We start from the raw sequence: 21,325 nt of genomic DNA, 5'->3' as shown, positions 1-21,325 counted from the left end.
CTGCACGGTTGACTGCCGATGCAACCATTGCCATAGCAACCGTCATGAGCGTTTACACGCGAGACACATTCTTTCCCGACACGTCGATCGGTTATCTGCTGCGTGCGAGCCACCAACTGGGGTACGCGCTGCTCGACCGCGTGTGCGCCGATCATGGCATCACCGGCATCCAATGGTCGACCATGATCGCGATCCACTTCGGCATGACCAACTGCGCCGCGCTCGCGCGCGATCTCGCGCACGACAAGGGTGCGATGACGCGGGTGATCGATGTGCTGGAAACGAAAGGTCTGGTGCAGCGCGACCGTGACGATGCCGACCGCCGTCTGGTCAATCTGTCGCTCACCCAGGAAGGCGATGCGGTCGCGATGCGCTGCCGCGACGGAGTGATCGCGTTGTGGAACGCGGTGCTCGCCGACTGGAGCGCGGACGAGGCCGCTTCGCTGATCGCGCAGTTGCAGAAGCTGCGCCGCACGTTGGAACATTTCGCATGACCCGTTTCTCCGCCGCTTTGTCGGCGCGCCTGTTCGCCGCCACCGCGCCGATGGCACTGGCCGGCTGTACGCCGCCCGACACGCGTCCGGTGCTGACGCTCAAGGCGGCGAGCGACCTCGCGCTCGCCGGACCTTCCGTCCAACTTGCGCCCGACTTCTGGACCGTCGTCGGCGATCCCCAACTCGACCGGTTGATCGCCGACGCGCTGGCAGGCAACCCGTCGCTCGACGTCGCGCTCGCGCGGACGCGGCAGGCGCAGGCGGTACTCGCGCGGCAAGGCTCGGAGCGTGGACCGAACGTCACGTTCGACGGGCAGGTGCAGGGCTCGCGACTGTCGGGGCGCTACACCATCCCGCCGCCTTTCGCCGGCACCGTCCGCGCGATCGGCACCGCGCAAGCCGGGCTCGACTGGAACCTCGACCTGTTCGGCCGACAGAAGGCCGCGATCGCGCAGGCGGGTGCCAGCCTCCAGGCCGCACAATATGACATCGCCGCCGCACGGCTGATGATCGCGGGCTCGGTGATGCAAAGCTACGCCGAAGTCGCGCGCGCCGAGCGACAGGCCGCGATCGCGACACGCACCATCGCGGCACGCCAGCAGAGTGTCCGCCTGATCGACGCGCGCGTCCGCAACCGTCTTGCCAGCCGGCTTGATCAACAGGCGGCAGGCACCCTGCTCGCACAGGCGCGCCTCGTGCTGGTGCAGGCGCAGGCCGCGCGCGTGCTCGCCACCAACGCGCTCGCCGCACTGGCCGGACGCGGCAGCGACTATGCCGCGCAGATCGGTGCCACGCATCTGCCGACTGATGTCGCGCTGCCGATCCCGGCGCAAATCCCCGCCGACCTCCTGTCACGCCGCGCCGATGTCGCTGCCGCACGCGCGCGCGTCGAGGCGGCATCAGCCGGGCGGCAGGTCGCGCGCCGCGCCTTCTACCCCAACGTCAACCTGACCGCGCTGGTGGGATTGCAGGCGATCGGCTTCGGCAACTTCCTCGATCTCGACGCCGGCACGGCGGGCGGCGGCGCGGCGATCCATCTGCCGCTGTTCGACAATGGCCGGCTGCGCGCCGAGCTGGAGGGCGCGACCGCGCTCGTCGATGTCGCCACCGCGCAGTACAACCAGTCGGTGATCGACGCCGCGCGCCAGGCCGCCGATGCGATCGCGCAGGTCCGCGCCGCCGACGTCGAACGCACGCGACAGCAGCAGGTCGTCTCGGGCTTCGCCGAGACCGGTCGCCTGAACGCGATTCGGGTGCAGAGCGGGCTCGATAGCCGGCTCGACCTCGTCGACAATGACGTGCGATTGCTCGACGCGCAGCTTGCCGCCGCCAACCTTTCGATCGACGCGCTGCTCGCGCGCGCGCAACTCGCCATCGCGCTCGGTGGCGGCTTCGACCCTGCTCAGGACGTGACACCCCGATGACCGATACTGCTGTAGAGACCCCCGCCGGCAAGCCGCGCGCACGCCGTCGCGCTTTCGCGATCCTGGGCGTGGTCGTGCTTGTCGCGCTGATCGTCTGGGCAGTGTTCCACTTCCTGCTGGCAGCACCGGAGGAGGAGACCGACGACGCTTATGTCGCGGGCGACGTGGTCGCGATCACCGCACGCGATCCCGGCACCGTGCTCGCGCTCCACGCCGACAACACGCAAAGCGTGAAGGCGGGGCAACCGCTGATCGACCTCGATCCCGTCACCGCCGACGTGAACGTCGCCGCCGCCGCCGCCGATCTGGCGAAGGCGGTGCGCGCCACCCGCGCCGACATCACCCGCGTCGGTCAGTCGGATGCGACGATCGTCCAGGCGCAGGCCGAGCTCGCCCGCGCGCGCGACGATTACCAGCGCCGTCGCGGTGCCGCCGCCGAAGGCGCGGTCTCGGGCGAGGAACTGTCCCACGCCGCCGACGCGGTGAAGGTCGCCAGCGCCAATCTGCGGCTGGCCCAGCAGCAGCGCGCGCAGGCGCAGAGCAGCGTCCAGGGCACCGACGTCAACACCAACCCCGCGGTGCTCGCCGCTGTCGCCGCCTATCGCCGCGCCGCGATCACGCGCAGCCACATGCACGTGGTCGCGCCGATCGACGGCGTCGTCGCGCAACGCACGGTGCAGGTCGGGCAGCAGATCGCCGCCGGCACGCCGTTGATGGCCGTGGTGCCGCTGACACGCGTCTGGGTCGACGCCAACTTCCGTGAAACGCAGCTGAAGGACCTGCGCATCGGGCAGCCGGTGCGCGTCACCGCCGACACCTACGGCGACGACATCGTCTTCCACGGCAAGGTAGTCGGCGTGGGCGCGGGCAGCGGCAACGCCTTTGCGCTGCTGCCGCCGCAGAACGCCAGCGGCAACTGGATCAAGATCGTGCAGCGCGTGCCGGTGCGCATCGCGCTCGACCCGCGTGAGCTCGCCGCCAATCCCTTGCGCATCGGCCTGTCGGTCAAGACAGTGGTCGACACCGCCAGCAAGTCGGGCGGTCGGCTGGCACAGCTCGCCGCTGCGCCCTACAAGGGCGAGGTGACCGGCACCGATCCGCAGGTCGAGGCCAACATCCGCCAGATCATCGCCGCGAACCGGTAACATCCCCGTGGTCGAACAGAGCGACGCCAGCAAGCTCGCGGAGGCAGCGCCTGCGCAGGCGCAGGCCAATGCGCCGATCCGTCCCGCCGCGAACCCGGCGCGCGCGGCGGTGAGTGGCGGCCCTCCGCCGATGGTCGGCGGGCAACTCGCGCTGACCTCATTCGCGCTCGCGCTCGGCACCTTCATGATGGTGCTTGATTCGACCATCGCCAACGTCTCGCTGCCGACGATCGCGGGCAATCTCGGCGTCAGCAGCGACAACTCGACCTGGGTCATCACCGCCTTTGCGGTCTCGAACGGGATCGCGGTGCCGCTGACCGGCTGGCTGATGCGGCGCTTCGGCGTTGTGCGCGTGTTCTGCACCGCGGTCGCCCTGTTCACGCTCGCCTCGTTCCTGTGCGGCATCGCGTGGAACCTGCCGTCGCTGATCCTCTTTCGCGTGCTGCAGGGCGCGACCGCCGGCCCAATCATGCCGGGCAGCCAGGCGCTGCTGATCGCGATCTTCCCACCACAGAAACGCGCCACCGCGCTCGGCATCTGGTCGATGACGACGCTGGTCGCGCCGGTGATGGGGCCGATCCTGGGCGGCTATATCTCCGACAATTACCATTGGTCGCTGATCTTCCTCATCAACGTGCCGTTCGGCATCTTTGTCGCGTTCATGTGCTGGACCAACCTGAACTCGCGCGAGTCGCCGACCGCTAAGCTGCCGATCGACGCGGTCGGGCTCGGCTTGCTCGTCGTCTGGGTCGGCGCGCTGCAGGTGATGCTCGACCTCGGCAAGAACGCCGACTGGTTCAATGATCCCGCGATCGTCGTGCTGACGCTCGTCGCCGCGATCGGCTTCGTCGCGTGGGTGATTTGGGAGCTGACCGACGCCAATCCGACCGTCGACCTGTCGCTGTTCGCCCGCCGTAACTTCCTGATCGGCAACCTCGCCTTCGCGCTCGGCTATGCGGTGTTCTTCGCCAACCTGCTGATCCTCCCGCTGTGGTTGCAGACACAGCTCGGCTATACCGCCACCTGGGCCGGGCTGGTTGCAGCGCCCAGTGGCGTCGTCGCGGTGGTGCTGACGCCGTTCGTCGCGCGCCTGTCGGGCAAATTCGACGCGCGGCTGCTCGCCAGTGTCGCGTTCATCGGCTTCGCGATCAGCTACTGGATGCGCTCGGGCTTCACGACCACCGCAAGCTTCACCGACTTCATGCTGCCGCTCCTCGTGCAGGGCGTGTCGATGAGCACATTCTTCCTCTCGATGCTGACGATCGCGATTGACCGCATCCCGGCGGAGCGGCTGCCCTCGGCGACGGGCATCTCCAACTTCGCGCGCATCGTCGCGGGCTCGTTCGCCGCCTCGATCATCACGACCGCCTGGGACCGGCGCGAGGCATTGCACCAGTCGCGGCTGGCAGAAGCGATCGGCAACGGGATGCCGTACCGCATGGCGGCCGAGCAACTGGCGCATATGGGGCTGTCGGCCGAGCAGGCGGCAGGCGCGATCACGCGGCAGATGGTGGGCCAAGCGTATCTGCTCGCCTCGACCGACCTGTTCCGCATCAGCTCGTACCTGAGCGTCGCGTTGCTCGTCATCGTCTGGCTGTGCCGCCGCCCGACCCCGCCCGAAGGACACGTCGTCGCGGCCGATTGACGCGCGCTGCTAGGCGTCGCGCGATGAAGCCGCTAAACCCGCGCGCATGACCGATTTCGCCGCCACGCGCGCGCTGTTCCACCTGCCGGAGGGGGTGATCTACCTCGACGGCAACTCGCTCGGCCCGCTGCCGCTCGCCGCGCAGGCACGCGTCGGGCAAGTGCTGCGCGAGCAATGGGGCGACCAGCTGATCCGCGCCTGGAACGACAGCGACTGGATGATGCTGCCCTCTCGCGTCGGCGACCGCGTCGCGCGGCTGGTGGGTGCACCACCACGCAGCGTCGTCACCGGCGACACCTTGTCGATCAAGGTGTTCCAGGCGCTGGCCGCCGCACTGGCGCTCGCGCCGCCCGATCGTCGCGTGGTCCTGAGCGACAGCGGCAATTTCCCGAGCGACCTGTACATCGCCGACGGCCTGCTCGCCGCACTCGGCGGGCGCGAACTGAAGGTCGTCGCGCCCGAAGAAGTCGCCGACGCGATCGACGAGACGGTCGCGGTCACGATGCTGACCGAGGTCGATTACCGCACCGGGCGCCTCCACGACATGGCGGCGCTGACCGCACGCGCGCACGCGGCCGGCACGATCACCGTCTGGGACCTCGCCCATTCCGCCGGCGCGATCCCCGTCCATCTGGAACAAGCCAATGCCGACTTCGCGGTCGGGTGCACCTACAAATATCTGAACGGCGGTCCCGGCAGCCCCGCCTTCATCTATGTCGCACCCCGCCACGCCGATGTCGCGCAGCCGATCCTGTCGGGCTGGCTCGGCCACGCCGAACCGTTCGCGTTCGAGCGCGGCTATCGCCCCGCCCCCGGCATCGAGCGGATGCGCGTCGGCACGCCGCCGATCGTCGCGCTGTCAATCCTTGACGCCGCGCTCGACGCTTGGGACGGCGTCCATATGGCCGACCTGCGCACCGCCTCGATCGCGCTGTCCGAAACCTTCATCCGCGAGGTCGAGCGGCGCTGCGCCCCCGATAAGTGTGGCCTACAGCTCGCCTCCCCGCGCGATCCTCAAGCACGCGGCAGCCAAGTGTCGTTCCGCCACCACCACGCCTATCCGGTGATGCAGGCGCTGATCGCGCGCGGCGTGATCGGCGACGTGCGCGCACCCGACATCCTGCGCTTCGGCTTCACACCCTTGTACCTGTCCGAGGCCGAGGTGGTGCAGGCCGCCACGATCCTCGCCGACGTCATCGACACCCGCGCCTACGAGGCAGCCGAATACCAGCGCCGCGCGGCCGTCACGTGAGCGACGACGCGCCGCACGCCGCCCCGGCTCATCAGGGCGCCGAGCTCAACTTCGCCGGCAAGATGGCCTATGCCGATTATCTCGCGCTCGACCGCGTGCTCACCGCGCAACACCCGCGATCCGCGGCGCACGACGAGTTGCTGTTCATCATCCAGCACCAGACCAGCGAACTCTGGATGAAGCTGGCAGTGCACGAACTGACCGGTGCGCGCGACGCGATCCTTGCCGACCGACTGCCGGACGCGTTCAAGATGCTCGCGCGCGTCAGCCGCATCCTCGAGCAGTTGAACGGCGCGTGGGACGTGCTGCGCACCATGACGCCGAGCGAGTACACGACCTTTCGCGATGCGCTCGGCCAGTCGTCGGGGTTCCAGTCGTGGCAATATCGCGCGATCGAGTTCCTGTGCGGCAACCGCCACCACGCGATGCTGGACCCGCATCGCCACCGCGCCGACACGCTCGCCGCGCTCGAGCAGATCCTCGCGAGCCCCAGCATCTACGACGCCGCACTGCTGCTGCTTCACGCGCGCGGGCTGCTCGCCGATCCGACGCGCGACTGGCATGCCGAGCGCACGCCCGATGCGGCGGTGACCGATGCCTGGGCGACGATCTACCGCGATCCGACCCGCTACTGGCCGCTTTACGAACTGGCCGAGAAATTGGTCGACCTGGAGGATTACTTCCGCCGCTGGCGCTTCAACCACGTCACCACCGTCGAGCGCGTCATCGGTCTGAAGCGCGGCACCGGCGGTACTGGCGGCGTCAGCTACCTGCGCCGCATGCTCGAGGTCGAGCTCTTCGCCGAACTCTGGCAGGTCCGCACCCAGCTGTAGCTTACGTGATCCGAGCCGCTTGATCGCCTTCGATTTTGAGCGCAGCTTCTCCGTACGGAGTTCGTCGACAGGCGGTTCCACGCTTTCGACAGGTTCTCCGGGTTAGGAGAGATGTCACATGTCCTATTCCGATCAGGCAGCCGGCTCCCGCCGGATCGCCACGATCGCGGGCGTCGCGATCATCCATGGACTGCTCGGCTTCGCGTTCGTCACCAGGATGGCGACCAGCTTCGTCCACGATGTCACGCGCACGCTTGTGACCAGCAACGTGCCGATCGACCCACCGCCGCCGCCGGACACGACGCCGCCACCCGAACAGACCGCCGCGGCTGCGTCGCACTCGTCGGTCATCACCGTGGTCGAACCGCGCGTCCCCTCGCCCGCGGCGAGCAACACGGTGTTCGTCGATCTGGCACCCGCACCACCGATCACCCTGCCCGTTCCGCGCGTCGACGTGGCGCCGCCGCCGCCATCGCCTCCGCTGCCGAGCAAGGCGAACGGCGTCCGCGCGATCGGTAATCGCGGGGCCTGGATCACGACCGACGACTATCCCGCCGCTGCGCTCCGTGCCGAGGACGAGGGCGTGACCGGGATCACCGTACAGGTCGGCACCGATGGCCGTGTCACGAGCTGCGCCGCCGCGACATCGAGTGGATCGAGCGCACTGGATAGCGCAACCTGCCGCCTTTATCAGCGCCGCGCCCGGTTTGAGCCGGCTCGTGACGACACCGGTGCAGCGGTGGCGGCCCGGTATGACGACCGAGTTCGCTGGCAATTGCCGCGCTGATCGCGTGATCGCTCCCCTGTCCGCGCCGGATAGGGGAGCCGATCAGTCGGCGCGCATCGCCTGCGCGATGCCTTCGCGCTCGTTGGCGCGCGCGGTCTCGCTCGCTTCGCTGTCACGCACCTGCACGGCGCTGGCGTAACTCGGCACATCGACGCCGCTGACATAGGCCTCATCGGTCACCTCGACCGTCGCGCCCAGGCTGGTCGCATCGAACAGCTTTTTCGCGAACGCGGTCGGCAGGCGGATGCAGCCGTGCGAGGCAGGAAAACCCGGATTGGCGCCTGCGTGCATCGCGACGCCGTCCCACGTCAGCCGCTGCATGAACGGCATCGGCGCGCTGTCGTAGAGGTTGGAAAAATGCTTCGCGTTCTTCTGCAGGATGGTGAAGCTGCCGGTCGGGGTGTCGTTGCCTGCCTTGCCCGTCGACACGCTCGACGCCGCGACCAACGTCTCGCCGCGAAAGACATAGGCGCGCTGATCGGGGATCGAGATCAGCACGCTGACCGGTCCCTGCGCCTCGTTGTCGGTCCACAGGTAGCGATTGGGCGACAGCGTCGCCGCCGCCTCCGTCAGCGCCAGACTGTCCATCGTCCGCCCGCTCGCGACCAGGGGGAAACAAGCGCCGGCCAGCACCGGGGCCACCATCAACAGCGCGCGTAGCAGCATCCACATCCTCGCGTCTTTTGGCCGCTTCGGCCGGTCCATCACGGTTGACAACTCATTGAAGCGGTTTCGGTGCCCGACCGACGAGCCGTGTGGAATCCGCGCCAAGATGTCGGAAAACATGCCTAAGGTACGGAAAAGATTGCGGATCGTTAAGGCGGATCGTGGTATCAGGAGGCTGCAACGGGTGAGGGATTTTCTTGAGAGATGGAGCTGACGCGCGACACGATGGCATCACGGCGTGCCTTGTTGAAAACCGGTGGGCTGTTCGCGGGGGCGATGATGATCCCGTCCGCGGTCGCCGCCAGCATGCGCCGCGCGCCCGAGTCGCTGCTCCCTGCCGGCCTGTACGAGGGGCATAGCGCGGGCGGCTTCACCGCCGACTCGTTCCCGGCCGACAGCGCGAACAGCCTCGGCACCGTGCGCCCAGCGCTGATGCGGCGCGCGATGGCTGCACTCCAGCAGCACGGCAACAGCATCGCGCGGCACGATCGCATTGCGATCGCCGACTTCGCTGCCGCATCGGGGCAGCCGCGCTTCCACCTGATCAACCTTGAGGACGGGCACACCAATTCCAAGCTGGTCGCGCACGGCTCGGGCTCGGACCCGTCGCATACCGGCTTCGTGCAGCGCTTCTCGAACGCGAACGGCTCGAACGCGTCGTGCGAGGGCGCCTTCCTGACCAGCGATTATTATGTCGGCAAGCATGGCAAGTCGCAGCGGCTGATCGGGCTCGATCACACCAACAACAACGCGCTCGATCGTGCGATCGTGGTGCACGCCGCCTGGTACGCCAATCGCGAGATGGTGGCGGAGCGCGGCATGCTCGGGCGCAGCCAGGGTTGCTTCGCCGTCGGTGAGAACGAACTGGCCGAGGTGTTCGAGCGGCTCGGGCCGGGACGAATGATCTACGCCGCGAAGGTCTGACGCGCGTTATCTCAGGCCGCGTCGGGGTGCCCGGCCGGCAACGTCAAGCGGCAAGCCACGGGCGCAGCTGACCGATCATCCGGCTCCATGCCAGCCGGTCGACCCGCGCGACGGTCGCGACCGGCCCTGCTGCGATCGCATCACGCAACCCGATCGTACCGCGTCGCAGACCGGCGCTCACCACCTGCATCCACACCCGCCGCGTCTCGCGCGCGATCAGGCGCCGGTCGCGCGCATCCGCGGTCGCGGTCGCCAGATAACGCAGCCGCGCATGGTCGAGCAGCGCCGCAAGTCGGCCCAGCGTCTCCCCATCCGGCACCGGCTCGCCGTGCATCAGGTGCCGCACGAACAACCGCGCCGCCGCCGGCGCCATCCCACCGAACGTGTCGTTCAGGCCCTCGCTCAGCACACGCTCGGCGCTCGCCAGCATGATGTCCTCATACCGTTGCGAACAGCCGCCGGCATGACTGCGATAGGTGACCAGCGGCTGGTCGATCCGCGCCACCCTTCCGTACGCGGCGACGCGGTGGTATAGGTCGAAATCCTCGGCATAGAGCATGTCGGGGCGGGTGAACGGATCAAGCGCGCGCGCGACCTCACCACGCACCATCACCGATGACCAGACGAGCGGGTTGGAGAAGCGCAGCAGCCAGCCGACCGACGCAGGCGTCGTGACCGGCGGCTGGCGCGACGGTGCCACGCCGCCGTCGCTCAGCACCTGCGTCGCGGTGCCCGTCAGCGCCACGTCGCGGTGCGCGTCGAGGAACGCGACCTGCCGCGCAAAGCGTTCGGGATGGCACAGGTCGTCTTGGTCGAGTGCTGCGATATAGCGTCCTTGCGCATGGGTAAGCGCGTGGTTGCGCGCGCGAACCGGGCCGCCGTTCTGTTCCAGCGCGATCAGCCGCACGCGCGGATCGTGCCAGCGCGCGACGACCGCGCGCGTGTCGTCGCTCGAACAATCGTCGACGACGATCACCTCGTAATCGCCCATCGTCTGCCGCGCCACGCTGGCAAGCGTTTCCTCGATCAGCCGCGCGCCATTGTACGCGGCCATGATAACGCTGACGACCGGCACCGCGCTCATCCTGCGAGCGCCTTCTCCTGCGTGCCGAGCAACTGATCGACGATCATCATGCCGACATCGTTCTGCCACAGCCAGAGCCCGTTCGCCTGCCCGCGGAAACTCGGCTCCCCGCCCAGCCGTCCCCATGGTACGAAGCCGGCGGCGAGCCCGATGCCGTACAGCCCGGCGACCGGCGCGCCGTTTGCGTCAAGCACGCGACAATGGCGATCGACCATCGCCGCGCCGGTGTCCGCCGCCAGCGCAATCGGCGCGCCCGCGCGGTCGAACACCGACAATGCGTGCGGGCGATAACCGAGTGCCGCGACCACCACATCGGCAGCCTCAACGATCTGCTTCGCGCGCGCGTCCTCGTTGGCGGCGATGCGGTGCAGTCCGACACGCGGATCGGGCACGCGGCCATCGACCGACAGCATCCGCAGCACCAGATCGCGCGCCTCCAACCGGAACCCGGTGAGACGATAGACGAAGCCGGACACCGGACAGATGTCGTCGGGACCAAAGTCGGTGAACCCCTCCGCCTGCGCCGCTGCGACCGACGGGTAGAAGGGTCTGAGCGGACGCCGGTGCAGCAGCGTGATCGCGCCTTCGCCTAGCGGCAGCGGTGCCTTCAGCAACGCGGCGATCGTCGTCATCGCGCTGGTCGACCCGCCGACCACCGCTATTCGTGGATTGCGCACATCGGCGATCAGGTCGGCCACCATCTGCGTGCCCCCGATGCTCAGCACTGCGTCCGACTGCACCAGCCGTCCGCCTGCCAGCACCGACAACGGCACGCCCGCGACCTCCTGCGCCGCCAGCCGGTCGATCGGCTGGTGCCCGCCGGTCGCAATCACGACATGGCGCGCGCGGTGCTCGGTCACGATCCCGCTCGCGACATCCTCGATGCTGGTGCACCACCAGCCACCATCCTGCCGCGCCGACAGCCCGCGGTGCCCGGTCAGCACCTGTCCGCCGTTCGCCCCGACAACCGCGGCCAGCCGATCGCCCAACGCGTCGAGCATCGGGCCGACCTCGACCAGCGGCACGCCCAGCCCATGGCGGTGCGCCGCGACGCGCGCGGTCGCGGGATGATCGACCAGCGCCGCGATCTCGTCATGCGGATTGTTCGACACTGCCGTCAGGAAAGTGTCCGCGCTTGAATCGGAGGTGATGGCGTAATTGCCGAGCCGTCCGCTGCCGAGCGACGCGCCTGCCTCCACTACCGCAAGCCCTTGCGACAGCGCCGGCAGCACGCCCGCCTTTGATGCCGCGGTCAATAGCGCGGTACCCGCCGGGCCGCCGCCGATCACCAACGTCTCGTGCTGCTGCACCGTGCGCGGCCTGGCCGCGGCGCGCGGGCGCGCGACGACGCGGCGCAGCGTGGCGGCGATGATCTGCGCATCAGCCGCGGTCATCGTGTCCGTAACGGGCAAGGACAGCACGCGCGCCGCGACATCGTCGCACACCGGCAGCGGCTCGACCACCGCGACCTCGCGCACCCATGGCTGCTCACCCAGATGCGGGCTGAAATAGGCACCGGCGCCGATCCCTTCCGCCGTCAGGGCGGCGATCACGCCGCTGCGGTCGCACCCACGTGGCAGCAACACGGGAAAGAAACCATGCGCCTGCTCACCCTCCGCCAGCGCCTGCATGGTCAGGAAACCGTCCAAGGCGTCGCGATAAGCCCGTACGACGGCGGCCCGGCTTGCGCTTACCTTTTCGAACGTCGCCAGCTTCGCGCGTGCCATCACCGCCAGCACCTCGGGCAGCTTGGCGTTCAGGCCCGGAACGGTCGCGACACGCGGCCGGGTGAAGCCGAAATTGGCGGCCGCACGCAACCGCTCGATCACGCCGGCGTCGCCGCAGTGGATCAGCCCGCCCTCCGCCACCGCGAACGGCTTGGTTGCGTGCATCGAGAAGACGATCGGAAAAGGCGCGCCTGCACCGAAGTTGACGCCCACTGCATCGGTGGTGCCCAGCGACGCTGCCGCATCCACCACCACCGCCACGCCGTGGCGTGCCGCGAGCCAGCGATAGCGATCGAGATCGATCGCGCGCCCGAACGTCGCATAAGGCATGATCGCGGCGATGCCCTGCCCATGACGCTGGAGCAATCGCTCCTCCTCGCGCGCCGAGGCACCCCAGTCACCCGGATCGACATCGCAGACGAGCGGGATGAGGCCGGCCCACCACGCCGCCTGCGCGGTCGCGGCAAAGGTGAAGCCGGGCATCAACGCCATACGCCCGCGCCCTCGTGCACCGACCGCATCGGCCAGCGCGATCATCAACCCCGTGGTGGCGTTGTTGACCGTCAGCGTCGCACCGCGCCCGGCGAACAAACGTGTCGTCGCTTCCTGCTCGAACGCGCGCGCTTCGGGGCCGTGGTTGCTGTACACGCCACTCGCCTCGACGCGCGACAACGCCTCGGTCAGATCCGACAGACGCGGCGGGTTTGGGGCGATCAGCGGCAGGTCCATGCTGCCGCCATGCACGCGGACGCGCTAACGTCGGGTTACGTCGCGGCCGTCGAATTCTTCCAATTCGTACGCGATCGATGCCTCGACCAGCGTGTCCCACATCGTCGCGATCGCCTGCGCAGGCAACCACGCCGCGGTGGCAGCCTCGACCGCTTGCGCGATCACCTGCTGCTTGCGCGCCTCGTCGCGGACGGCATCGCGCGTCGGTTTGATCCGCGCGGCGGCGTCCATATAGTCGAAGCGCCGCCGCAACAGTGCGACGAGTTCACGGTCGAGCGCATCGACGCCGGCGCGAACCTCCGCCATGGTATTGCACTCGGGTCCAGGCTTCGCGTCCATCGTGTCGCCTGTGCCGGGCGCGACGATCGATGTCCAGTCGGCGCATCTGTAAGAACAGGTCGCAGCTTGCCGTTGACGCCGGCGGCGCAACGCGCGCACGGTGAAGCGTATTTCGGAGACCATCCATGCTGCTCGCACTTGCCCTGATTCAGGCCGCCGTTCCCGCCTCGCAGCCGACGCCTGCACCAGCCGAGGCCAAGCTGGTCTGCAAGCGTGTGCAGGAGGTCGGCTCGCGCCTGCCGGGCAAGAAGACATGCCTGACAAAGGAGGAGTGGGCCGCGCAGGAACGCGATGGCCGCGATGCGCTGTCCACCATGAGCCAGCCGCGCTGAGCCACCGCTCGTCACGGGCTTGCCTCCGCTCGGGCCGTTCACTTGACGCCGCCCGCCCCCGCGGCTAAGCGCGCGCCTTCGCAATTGCCCCTGCACCCCGGTGAAGCGGTGGGCCTGCGTAGTCACCAAAGTGACCACGCGGCGCGATGACCGGGAAGAACCCTGCCTTTCATCCGTGATGACGCGCAGGCCACGTTGTTAGCATTTGCCAAGGATTGAATATGTCGAAGCGTCATAGCGCGAAGCACAAGCTCGATCGCCGTTTGGGCGAGAACATCTGGGGCCGCCCCAAGAGCCCGGTCAACAAGCGCGAGTATGGCCCCGGCCAGCACGGTCAGCGCCGCAAGGGCAAGGTGTCGGACTTCGGCATCCAGCTGCGCGCGAAGCAGAAGCTCAAGGGCTATTACGGCGACGTGACCGAGAAGCAGTTCAAGCACTGCTACGAGGAAGCAGCGCGCATGAAGGGCGACACCTCGCAGAACCTGATCGGCCTGCTCGAGCGTCGCCTCGACATGATCGTGTACCGTGCGAAGTTCGCCCCGACGATCTGGGCCGCGCGCCAGCTCGTCAGCCACGGCCACGTCCGCGTCAACGGCGTGAAGTGCAACATCGCGTCGCGCCGCTGCTACGTCAGCGACGAGATCACGCTGGGCTCGAAGGCGCAGGAGATGGCGTTGGTGCTTGAGGCGCAGCAGCTCGCCGAGCGTGAGGTGCCCGACTACGTCGCGCCCGACGGCACCGCCAAGGTGACCTTTATCCGCGTTCCCACGCTGGACGAGGTCCCCTATCCGGTGAAGATGGAACCGAACCTCGTCGTCGAATTCTACTCGCGCTAAGCGAGGCGAAAACCTCGCTCGGCCGGCGGGGCGTCAGCCCCGATCGACGACGCGGACTTCGCCCGCGGCGAGCCGAACAAGAAAAGGGCGGTCCCGCGGGGCCGCCCTTCTTCGTTTCAGCGCTGGCCGTTGCTCGCGGTGGCGGGTCTTATCTTCTCCGCCGCGATCCAGCGCAGCATCTCCGCCTCCATCGCGGGCAGCGGCACCGATCCCATGTTCAGCAGCGTGTCGTGGAACCGCCGCTGGTCGAAGCGTGGGCCGAGCTCAGCTTCCGCCTTCGCGCGCAACTCACGCATCTTCATCTCGCCCAGCTTGTACGCGAGCGCCTGCCCCGGCCAGCTGATGTAGCGGTCGACCTCGATCTCGACGTCGAGCTTGGAGAGCGCAGTGTGCGAGGCAAGATAATCGATCGCCTGCGCGCGCGTCCACCCCATTGAATGCAGTCCGGTGTCGATCACCAGCCGCGCGGCGCGCCACATCTCGAACGTCTCGCGCCCAAACTCCTCATACGGGGTGCGGTACATGCCGAGCTTGGTGCCGAGCCATTCGGAATAAAGCCCCCACCCCTCGCCATAGCCTGAGAAATAGGTCTGGCGTCGGAACGCGGGACGGTCTGGTGCCTCCAGTGCCATCGCGGCCTGGTGGCTGTGGCCCGGCACGCATTCGTGCAGCGTCAACGAAACGAGATTGTAGAGCGGGCGTGATTTCAGGTCGTAGGTGTTCATCAGGCACGCGCTCAACCCGCCGCGGCCGGAGGTATAGACCGGCGCGATCGCGTCGGGCACAGGCTGGATGGTGAAGCGATAGCGCGGCAGCGTGGTGAACACATCCTTCAACCGTCCGTCCATCCGCTTGGCGACCAGCGCGGAAAAGCCGAGCAGCTCGTCGGGCGTCTTGGCATAGAATTGCGGATCGCTGCGCAGGAAGGCAAGAAACTCAGAGAACGTGCCCTGGAACCCGCTTTGCGCGATCGTCGCCTTCATGTCGCGATCGATCCGCGCGACCTCGGACAGGCCGATCCGGTGTATCTGCTCGGGCGAAAGATCGAGCGTGGTATATTCGCGGATCTGGCTGCGGTAGAAGGCCGGTCCGTTCGGCAAGGCTGCCGCCGACAGCGTCGTCCGCGCGCCGGGCAGATAGGTGTCGCGGAAGAAGGCGAGCAGCTTCGCGTAGGCGGGTGCCGCCTGCGTGTCGATCACGGCCTGCGCTTCGCTCCGTAACCGCGCCTGCTCGGCCGCGGGGATCGAGGCAGGCATTTCCTTGAACGGATCGAACAACGGATTGGTCGCGCCGGTCATCGAATAGGCTTCGATCGTCTTGTCGCGCCCGGCGAGCGTCACGCGCGGCGGGGTGAAGCCGCGTGCCAGCCCGGCACGCATGTTGGCGATGTTGCCGTCGAACCAGCGTGGCACGTCGCGCAGGCGACCGATGTAGCGACGGTAATCCTCCGCACTCTCCAGCGCCGAATAGGGCTTCACCTCGCCCCAGAAGTAGCTGTCGCTGTTGAGCGGCGCCTCGTAGGTGCGGAAGTCGATGTTGGCGACCTCGGCGCGCAGCGATTCGGTGAGTACGGCGGCGTTCAGGCGCTCCTCGGGCGACAGGTCGGCCACCGGGATCGCCGCGATGTGGGACAGAACGTCCTGCCAATAGGCGCGTCGTCGTACCCAGTCGGCAGGGGCGACGGCGGGAAAGTGATCATCGCTCTCGCTGCGCAGACCATCGCTGACCTGCGCGAACTCACGCTGCCGCCACGTCCACTCGGCGTCGTAGATCGCCTTGAGCTGCTGTTCAGCGGGAGTTGCTGTCGCAGCCAAGCGAGATTGCGCGAAGGACGTCGCGGACGGCAACGACGCCAAGCCAAGTACCAGAGCCCAATGCTTCTTCATCGTCCAACCCCGCGAGGCCGTGCAGGAAGGCACGTCACCCGTTCAGGGCATAGGCCCACGATTAGGCGGTGGGCAACCGGGACCCCATGAGGCGGGCTCCGACGTCCGGCTGATCCCGCTGCCGAAGCTACGGGGGAGAGCATCCGGCGGGAACGATAGGGACGCTAGCTAAGCACCGCCGCAACGATCAACCAGAATGGCAGGCAAAGCGCCAAGCCAATTGCCACTCCGGTCATCGGCGGCATCTTCTCCGCAGTGACGACCTGTCCTCTCTCGATCGAAATATTTTTTATCATGGTAACAATAGTACGCCTCGACCCCTTGTCGGTTCCTTAAACGTACCGTCCCCCAGCGTTGATGCGATGTGCGTCCAAGCGCCATTACCGAAAACGCAACCACTTGTGCGCCATGGCAAGCGTCGACCTGCCCGCCGTTCGCAGCGGGCGCGGATGGAAGAGGTGGCTCGTGCTCGGCGGAACGGAACTGAAGGTCTGCGTACTCGGCCTGGGCTATATCGGCCTGCCGACCGCAGCGGTGATCGCGCGGACGGGCGCGCAGGTACTGGGCATCGACGTGTCGCCGCACGTGGTCGAGACGGTCAATTCCGGCCGCGTCCATATCGAGGAGGTCGATCTCGACGGGCTGGTGTCGGGCGTGGTCGCGCGCGGCAGCTTGCGCGCCTCGACGCAGATCGAGCCCGCCGACGTGTTCGTGATCGCGGTGCCGACGCCGTTCGGACCCGACCACGTCCCCGACGTCGGCTACGTGCTGAAAGCCGCGACCGCGGTCGCGTCGGTGCTGAAGGCCGGCGATACGGTGATCCTCGAGTCGACCTCACCCGTCGGCACGACCGAGCAGGTGCGCGACTTCATCGCCGGGTTGCGCCCGGACCTGAAGGTGCCGGGTCGCTGCGGGAACGGGCACGCCGACGTGGCGATCGCCTACTGCCCCGAACGCGTGCTGCCCGGGCGCATCCTGGTCGAGTTGATCGACAACGATCGCGTGATCGGCGGCATCACCCCGCGCTGTGCCAGGCGCGCGCTGCACTTCTACCGCCGCTTCGTGCGCGGCGCCTGCGTCACCACCACTGCGCGCGCGGCGGAAATGACCAAGCTGACCGAGAATGCGTTCCGCGACGTCAACATCGCTTTCGCCAACGAATTGTCGCGCGTGGCGGAGACGCTGGGCGTCGACGTATGGGAGGTGATCCGGCTTGCCAACCGCCACCCGCGCGTCAACATCCTGCAGCCCGGCCCCGGCGTCGGCGGGCACTGCATCGCGGTCGATCCCTGGTTCCTGGTCCACGGCGCGCCCGAGGACACGCAGCTGATCCGCACCGCGCGCGAGGTGAACGATGCCAAGTGCGACCACGTCGTCGCGCGCGCGTCGGCGCTGATCGCCGCCCACCCTGGCGTACCGGTCGCGTGCCTGGGCCTCGCGTTCAAGGCCAATATCGACGATTTCCGCGAGAGCCCCGCGCTGAAGGTCGCGGTGGCATTGGCGACACGATTCGGATCGCGCGTGCAGATCGTCGAGCCCTATGCCGACACGCTGCCGCCCGCGTTCGACGGCACCGGTGCGACGCTGGTCGATCTGGACGATGCGCTGGAGCGCGCGGGCGTGATGATCGCGCTGGTCGACCACGACCTGTTCCGCTCCGTCCCGCTGGAGGAGCGTAGCGACAAGCACGTCTATGATACGCGCGGTATCTGGCCCGATCAGCCGGCCGGGCCAGACGCGCGTGCGATGCGGCTGGCGAGTTAGGCGCTGCGGGCGGCCGAGAAGCACGCTAGGAAAAGCGCGGTCCGCAAAGGAACGACAGATGACGACATTGGTGACCGGCGTCGCCGGATTCATCGGGATGCACGTGGCCGAGCGGCTGCTCGCGCGCGGCGATCGCGTGATCGGCATCGACGTGGTTAACAATTACTATCCGCCCGCGCTCAAGCACGCGCGGCTGGCGCAACTGGCCGAGCGGCACGGCGACGCCTTCACCTTCCTCCGGATCGACTTCGCGGACATGGCGGCGCTGACCGAGGCACTGCGCCTGTACGATTTCGACCGTATCGTCCACCTCGGCGCGCAGCCGGGTGTGCGCTACTCAATCGAAAACCCGCACGCTTATGTGCAGGCGAACCTCGTCGGCCATCTCAACCTGCTCGAGGTTGCACGCCATCGCCGCGTCGCGCATCTCGTCTACGCATCATCGTCCTCGGTCTATGGCGGCAACACCAAGATGCCGTTCGCGGTCGAGGACCGGGTCGACCATCCCGTCTCGCTCTACGCCGCGACCAAGAAGGCGGATGAGTTGATGAGCGAAACCTACGCGCATCTCTATCGCCTGCCGCAGACCGGATTGCGCTTCTTCACCGTCTATGGTCCTTGGGGGCGGCCCGACATGGCGCTGTGGCTGTTCACCGAGGCGATGTTCGCCGGTCGTCCGATCAAGGTGTTCAACAACGGCGACATGCAGCGCGACTTCACCTTTATCGACGATATCGTCTCGGGCGTCGTCGCCTGCCTCGACCATCCGCCCGCCGACGACGGCGCGCCGAAGGCCGGTGGCAGCGTCGCGCCGCACCGGCTCTACAATATCGGCAATAACAATGCCGAGCAGCTCGGCCGCATGATCGACGTGCTGGAGCAGGCGACCGGGCGCACCGCGATCCGCGACTATCAGCCGATGCAGCCCGGCGATGTGCACCGCACCTTTGCCGATATCTCAGCGATCAACCGCGATCTCGGCTACGCGCCGACCACGTCGATCGATGTCGGCATCCCGCGCTTCGTCGACTGGTATCGCGACTATCATGCGATTGACGGCTGATCGCGCCGATCCATGATAACCGCTTCGTTAACCCTGTGCCGCTAGGATGGCAGGCGAACGACCAAGCGGGGGCGCTGTGACGATCAAGGTTCTGTCGGTGTTCGGCACCCGCCCCGAGGCGATCAAAATGGCGCCGCTCGCCCTCGCGCTCGCCGCCGACGCACGCTTCGACGCCAAGGTGTGCGTGACCGGGCAGCATCGCGAGATGCTCGATCAGGTCATGCGGCTGTTCGGCCTCTCTGCCGATCACGATCTCGCCGTCATGCGACCGGGACAGGACCTGACCGGAGTGGCGACCGCGGTCCTGTCGGGCATGGCAGAGGTGTTCGCAGCCACGACGCCTGACATCGTGCTGGTTCACGGCGACACGCTGACGACGCTTGCCGCCTCGTTGTCTGCTTATTGGCACCGCATCCCCGTCGCGCATGTCGAGGCAGGGTTGCGTACCGGCGACCTCTACGCACCATGGCCCGAGGAGGCGAACCGCAAACTGACCGCAGGACTGGCGGCGCTCCATTTCGCGCCGACGATCCGCTCGGCACAGAACCTGCGCGCTGAAGGCATCGATCCGCGGATCATCACGGTGACGGGCAATACCGTCATCGACGCGCTGCTGGCCGTCGTCGCGAAGCTGCGCGGCGACGCCTCGCTCCACGCGCAGGTGACCGCCGACCTGCCGTTGCCGTCACCTGGCCGGCGCATGGTGCTGGTGACCGGCCACCGCCGCGAGAACTTCGGCGCCGGGTTTGAGCGAATCTGCGCGGCGCTCGCGCGGCTCGCGCGCGCATTCCCGGACGTCGACTTCGTCTACCCGGTGCACCTCAACCCGAATGTTCAGGAGCCGGTCAACCGGCTGCTCAGCGATCTCGCCAATGTCCGCCTGATCGCGCCGCTCGACTATCTGCCGTTCGTCGCGATGCTCGACGCCGCGACCTTGGTGCTGACCGACTCGGGTGGCATTCAGGAGGAAGCGCCCTCGCTCGGCAAGCCCGTGCTCGTCATGCGCGACACGACCGAGCGGCCCGAGGCGGTCGATGCAGGCACGGTGCGGCTGGTCGGCACCGACGAGGAAGCGATCGTGCGCGAGGTCACGCGCCTGCTGACCGACGCGCACGCCTATGCCGCGATGAGCGGCGTCCACAACCCCTACGGCGACGGCCACGCGGTACCGCGGATCATCGACGCCTTGGTCAGCTGGGCAGCCGCGCGTGACAAGGCGACATACCGCGCAAGCGCGTAGATCGCTCCGCCGGTTGGCCCCGGCGGAGCGTGAGGCTCAGGCTGCCTTCTGCTTGCCGATGGCCGCGAGCAGGTCGTCGAACGATTTGGTGAAGCTCGCTACACCCTCCTCGACCAGCGTCTTCGTCACGCCGTCGAGATCGAGCCCGAGGCGTTCGGCGTCGGCGATCACCTTGCGCGCTTCGTCCACATCCTCGGTCAGCGTCACCTTGACCGTGCCGTGGTCGCGGAATGCGTCCATCGTCTTGGGCGGCATCGTATTAACCGTGTCGCGACCGATCAGCGTGTCGACGTAAAGCGTGTCGGGATAGTCGGGGTTCTTGGTGCCGGTCGAGGCCCACAGCAATCGCTGCGGTCGCGCGCCCTTGGCGGCCAGCTTCTGCCAGCGGTCGGAGGCGATGAACTCCTCATACCATGCATAGGCAAGCTTCGCGTTGGCGATCGCGACCTTACCCTTCAGCGCCTTCGCCTCGTCGCCGCCAGTACCCGCATCGATCTTGTCGTCGATCTTGCCGTCGATGCGGCTGACGAAGAAGCTCGCGACGCTGGCGATCCGGTCGACGGCCATGTCCTTCGACACGCGCTCCTCCAGCCCCTCGACATAGGCGTGCGCGACATTCTTGTACGCCTCGACCGAGAACAGCAACGTCACGTTGACGTTGATCCCCTTGGCAATCGTGTCGCGGATCGCGCGGACGCCGTCGTCGGTGCCGGGTATCTTGATCATCAGATTGGGACGATCGACCGCCTTCCACAGCCGCTCGGCCTCCTCGGCCGTCTCAGGCCCCTTGAGCGCGAGATAAGGCGAGACCTCAAGGCTGACATAGCCATCCCTGCCCGACAGCCGATCGTAGACCGGGCGCAGCACGTCGCAGGCCGATTGGATGTCCTTGATCGCTTGGGCTTCATACCGCGCCATCGGCTCGGCATTCGGCGTCGCCTTGTCGAACTCGGCAAACCCTTCGGCATAGGCATCGCCCGATCCCATCGCCTTCTCGAAGATGGTCGGATTGGAGGTGACGCCCGTCACGCCGTCCTCCTCCACCAATTTCTTCAGGCCACCGGCGTCGAGGAACTTGCGGTCGACGAAGTCGAGCCACGGCGCCTGGCCGATGTCGCGGAGTTGTTCGAGCTTGCTCATGCCTTGGTCCTCTGG

At 67.7% G+C, this 21,325-nt stretch carries 19 protein-coding genes; 13 read left to right on the top strand and 6 right to left on the bottom strand.

The genetic code is table 11. The annotated features are described in order from the left end of the window. Nucleotides 1-44 precede the first annotated feature (44 nt). The 7 genes from SMN802W_RS0114245 (at nucleotide 45) to SMN802W_RS0114215 (ending at nucleotide 7,580) form a co-directional block, all read left to right on the top strand. The gene (locus tag SMN802W_RS0114245; RefSeq protein ID WP_019517594.1) at nucleotides 45-494 is read left to right on the top strand and encodes a MarR family winged helix-turn-helix transcriptional regulator; all 450 of its coding nucleotides are present in this window, start codon (nucleotides 45-47) and stop codon (nucleotides 492-494) included. Beyond that, nucleotides 491-1,918, top strand: coding sequence for an efflux transporter outer membrane subunit (locus tag SMN802W_RS0114240; protein ID WP_026326154.1), 1,428 nt, complete (start codon nucleotides 491-493; stop codon nucleotides 1,916-1,918). The genes SMN802W_RS0114245 and SMN802W_RS0114240 overlap by 4 nt, the downstream gene beginning before the upstream one ends. Continuing rightward, on the top strand, nucleotides 1,915-3,063 hold the full coding sequence (locus SMN802W_RS0114235) for an efflux RND transporter periplasmic adaptor subunit (protein WP_019517592.1): 1,149 nt from the start codon (nucleotides 1,915-1,917) through the stop codon (nucleotides 3,061-3,063). Before SMN802W_RS0114240 ends, SMN802W_RS0114235 begins: the two co-directional genes overlap by 4 nt. Before the next feature lie 130 nt (nucleotides 3,064-3,193). Beyond that, nucleotides 3,194-4,708, top strand: a complete 1,515-nt coding sequence (locus tag SMN802W_RS0114230; protein ID WP_037524224.1) for a DHA2 family efflux MFS transporter permease subunit — start codon at nucleotides 3,194-3,196, stop codon at nucleotides 4,706-4,708. A 46-nt stretch (nucleotides 4,709-4,754) separates the two neighbouring features. Further along, the gene (gene kynU / locus SMN802W_RS0114225) at nucleotides 4,755-5,960 is read left to right on the top strand and encodes a kynureninase (RefSeq protein WP_019517590.1); all 1,206 of its coding nucleotides are present in this window, start codon (nucleotides 4,755-4,757) and stop codon (nucleotides 5,958-5,960) included. Continuing rightward, the gene (locus tag SMN802W_RS0114220) at nucleotides 5,957-6,793 is read left to right on the top strand and encodes a tryptophan 2,3-dioxygenase (protein WP_019517589.1); all 837 of its coding nucleotides are present in this window, start codon (nucleotides 5,957-5,959) and stop codon (nucleotides 6,791-6,793) included. Before kynU ends, SMN802W_RS0114220 begins: the two co-directional genes overlap by 4 nt. Before the next feature lie 118 nt (nucleotides 6,794-6,911). Further along, nucleotides 6,912-7,580 carry a TonB family protein gene (locus SMN802W_RS0114215; RefSeq protein WP_019517588.1) on the top strand — a complete coding sequence of 223 codons (669 nt, stop codon included), beginning with the start codon at nucleotides 6,912-6,914 and terminating at the stop codon, nucleotides 7,578-7,580. 42 nt (nucleotides 7,581-7,622) lie between these two features. Here the strand turns inward: SMN802W_RS0114215 and SMN802W_RS17245 are convergent, their stop codons facing one another. Further along, nucleotides 7,623-8,252 (bottom strand): L,D-transpeptidase family protein, encoded by a 630-nt coding sequence (locus SMN802W_RS17245; protein ID WP_083925809.1) that lies wholly within the window; start codon nucleotides 8,250-8,252, stop codon nucleotides 7,623-7,625. Between the two features lie 219 nt (nucleotides 8,253-8,471). On the opposite strand from SMN802W_RS17245, the gene SMN802W_RS0114205 reads away from it, so the two are divergent. After that, entirely contained in the window at nucleotides 8,472-9,170 is a 699-nt protein-coding gene (locus tag SMN802W_RS0114205; RefSeq protein ID WP_238560216.1) for a murein L,D-transpeptidase catalytic domain family protein, read from the top strand. Nucleotides 9,171-9,213: 43 nt separating this feature from the next. On the opposite strand, the gene SMN802W_RS0114200 is transcribed toward SMN802W_RS0114205, so the two are convergent. The 3 genes from SMN802W_RS0114200 to SMN802W_RS0114190 are packed head-to-tail and all read right to left on the bottom strand — an operon-like array spanning nucleotide 9,214 to nucleotide 13,049. Beyond that, nucleotides 9,214-10,254: a glycosyltransferase family 2 protein gene (locus tag SMN802W_RS0114200; RefSeq protein ID WP_019517585.1), complete on the bottom strand. Its 1,041-nt coding sequence runs from the start codon at nucleotides 10,252-10,254 to the stop codon at nucleotides 9,214-9,216. Beyond that, nucleotides 10,251-12,710: a DegT/DnrJ/EryC1/StrS family aminotransferase gene (locus SMN802W_RS0114195; protein ID WP_019517584.1), complete on the bottom strand. Its 2,460-nt coding sequence runs from the start codon at nucleotides 12,708-12,710 to the stop codon at nucleotides 10,251-10,253. Before SMN802W_RS0114195 ends, SMN802W_RS0114200 begins: the two co-directional genes overlap by 4 nt. A 24-nt stretch (nucleotides 12,711-12,734) precedes the next feature. Then, nucleotides 12,735-13,049 (bottom strand): chorismate mutase, encoded by a 315-nt coding sequence (locus SMN802W_RS0114190; RefSeq protein ID WP_026326151.1) that lies wholly within the window; start codon nucleotides 13,047-13,049, stop codon nucleotides 12,735-12,737. Between the two features lie 125 nt (nucleotides 13,050-13,174). Here SMN802W_RS0114190 and SMN802W_RS0114185 point away from each other — a divergent pair, with 125 nt between their 5' ends. Both SMN802W_RS0114185 and rpsD read left to right on the top strand, forming a co-directional pair. Next, entirely contained in the window at nucleotides 13,175-13,381 is a 207-nt protein-coding gene (locus SMN802W_RS0114185) for a hypothetical protein (RefSeq protein ID WP_019517582.1), read from the top strand. A gap of 221 nt (nucleotides 13,382-13,602) precedes the next feature. Next, nucleotides 13,603-14,217 carry a 30S ribosomal protein S4 gene (gene rpsD, locus SMN802W_RS0114180; RefSeq protein WP_019517581.1) on the top strand — a complete coding sequence of 205 codons (615 nt, stop codon included), beginning with the start codon at nucleotides 13,603-13,605 and terminating at the stop codon, nucleotides 14,215-14,217. A gap of 116 nt (nucleotides 14,218-14,333) precedes the next feature. On the opposite strand, the gene SMN802W_RS0114175 is transcribed toward rpsD, so the two are convergent. Beyond that, a complete protein-coding gene (locus tag SMN802W_RS0114175) occupies nucleotides 14,334-16,103 on the bottom strand; it encodes a DUF885 domain-containing protein (protein ID WP_026326150.1) in 1,770 nt (589 codons plus the stop codon). 465 nt (nucleotides 16,104-16,568) lie between these two features. Here SMN802W_RS0114175 and wecC point away from each other — a divergent pair, with 465 nt between their 5' ends. The 3 genes from wecC (at nucleotide 16,569) to wecB (ending at nucleotide 20,170) form a co-directional block, all read left to right on the top strand. Continuing rightward, nucleotides 16,569-17,867 (top strand): UDP-N-acetyl-D-mannosamine dehydrogenase, encoded by a 1,299-nt coding sequence (gene wecC, locus SMN802W_RS0114170; RefSeq protein ID WP_026326149.1) that lies wholly within the window; start codon nucleotides 16,569-16,571, stop codon nucleotides 17,865-17,867. A gap of 58 nt (nucleotides 17,868-17,925) precedes the next feature. Beyond that, a complete protein-coding gene (locus tag SMN802W_RS0114165; RefSeq protein WP_026326148.1) occupies nucleotides 17,926-18,930 on the top strand; it encodes a GDP-mannose 4,6-dehydratase in 1,005 nt (334 codons plus the stop codon). A gap of 76 nt (nucleotides 18,931-19,006) precedes the next feature. Then, a complete protein-coding gene (gene wecB, locus SMN802W_RS0114160) occupies nucleotides 19,007-20,170 on the top strand; it encodes a non-hydrolyzing UDP-N-acetylglucosamine 2-epimerase (RefSeq protein ID WP_019517577.1) in 1,164 nt (387 codons plus the stop codon). Between the two features lie 36 nt (nucleotides 20,171-20,206). On the opposite strand, the gene tal is transcribed toward wecB, so the two are convergent. Continuing rightward, nucleotides 20,207-21,310: a transaldolase gene (tal, locus tag SMN802W_RS0114155; RefSeq protein WP_019517576.1), complete on the bottom strand. Its 1,104-nt coding sequence runs from the start codon at nucleotides 21,308-21,310 to the stop codon at nucleotides 20,207-20,209. Nucleotides 21,311-21,325 lie beyond the last annotated feature (15 nt).

The sequence above is a fragment of the Sphingomonas sp. Mn802worker genome (assembly GCF_000382485.1).
Taxonomy (GTDB): domain Bacteria; phylum Pseudomonadota; class Alphaproteobacteria; order Sphingomonadales; family Sphingomonadaceae; genus Sphingomonas.
Note: the sequence above shows the minus strand (reverse complement) of the source record. Positions and strands in the feature narration are given on the sequence as shown.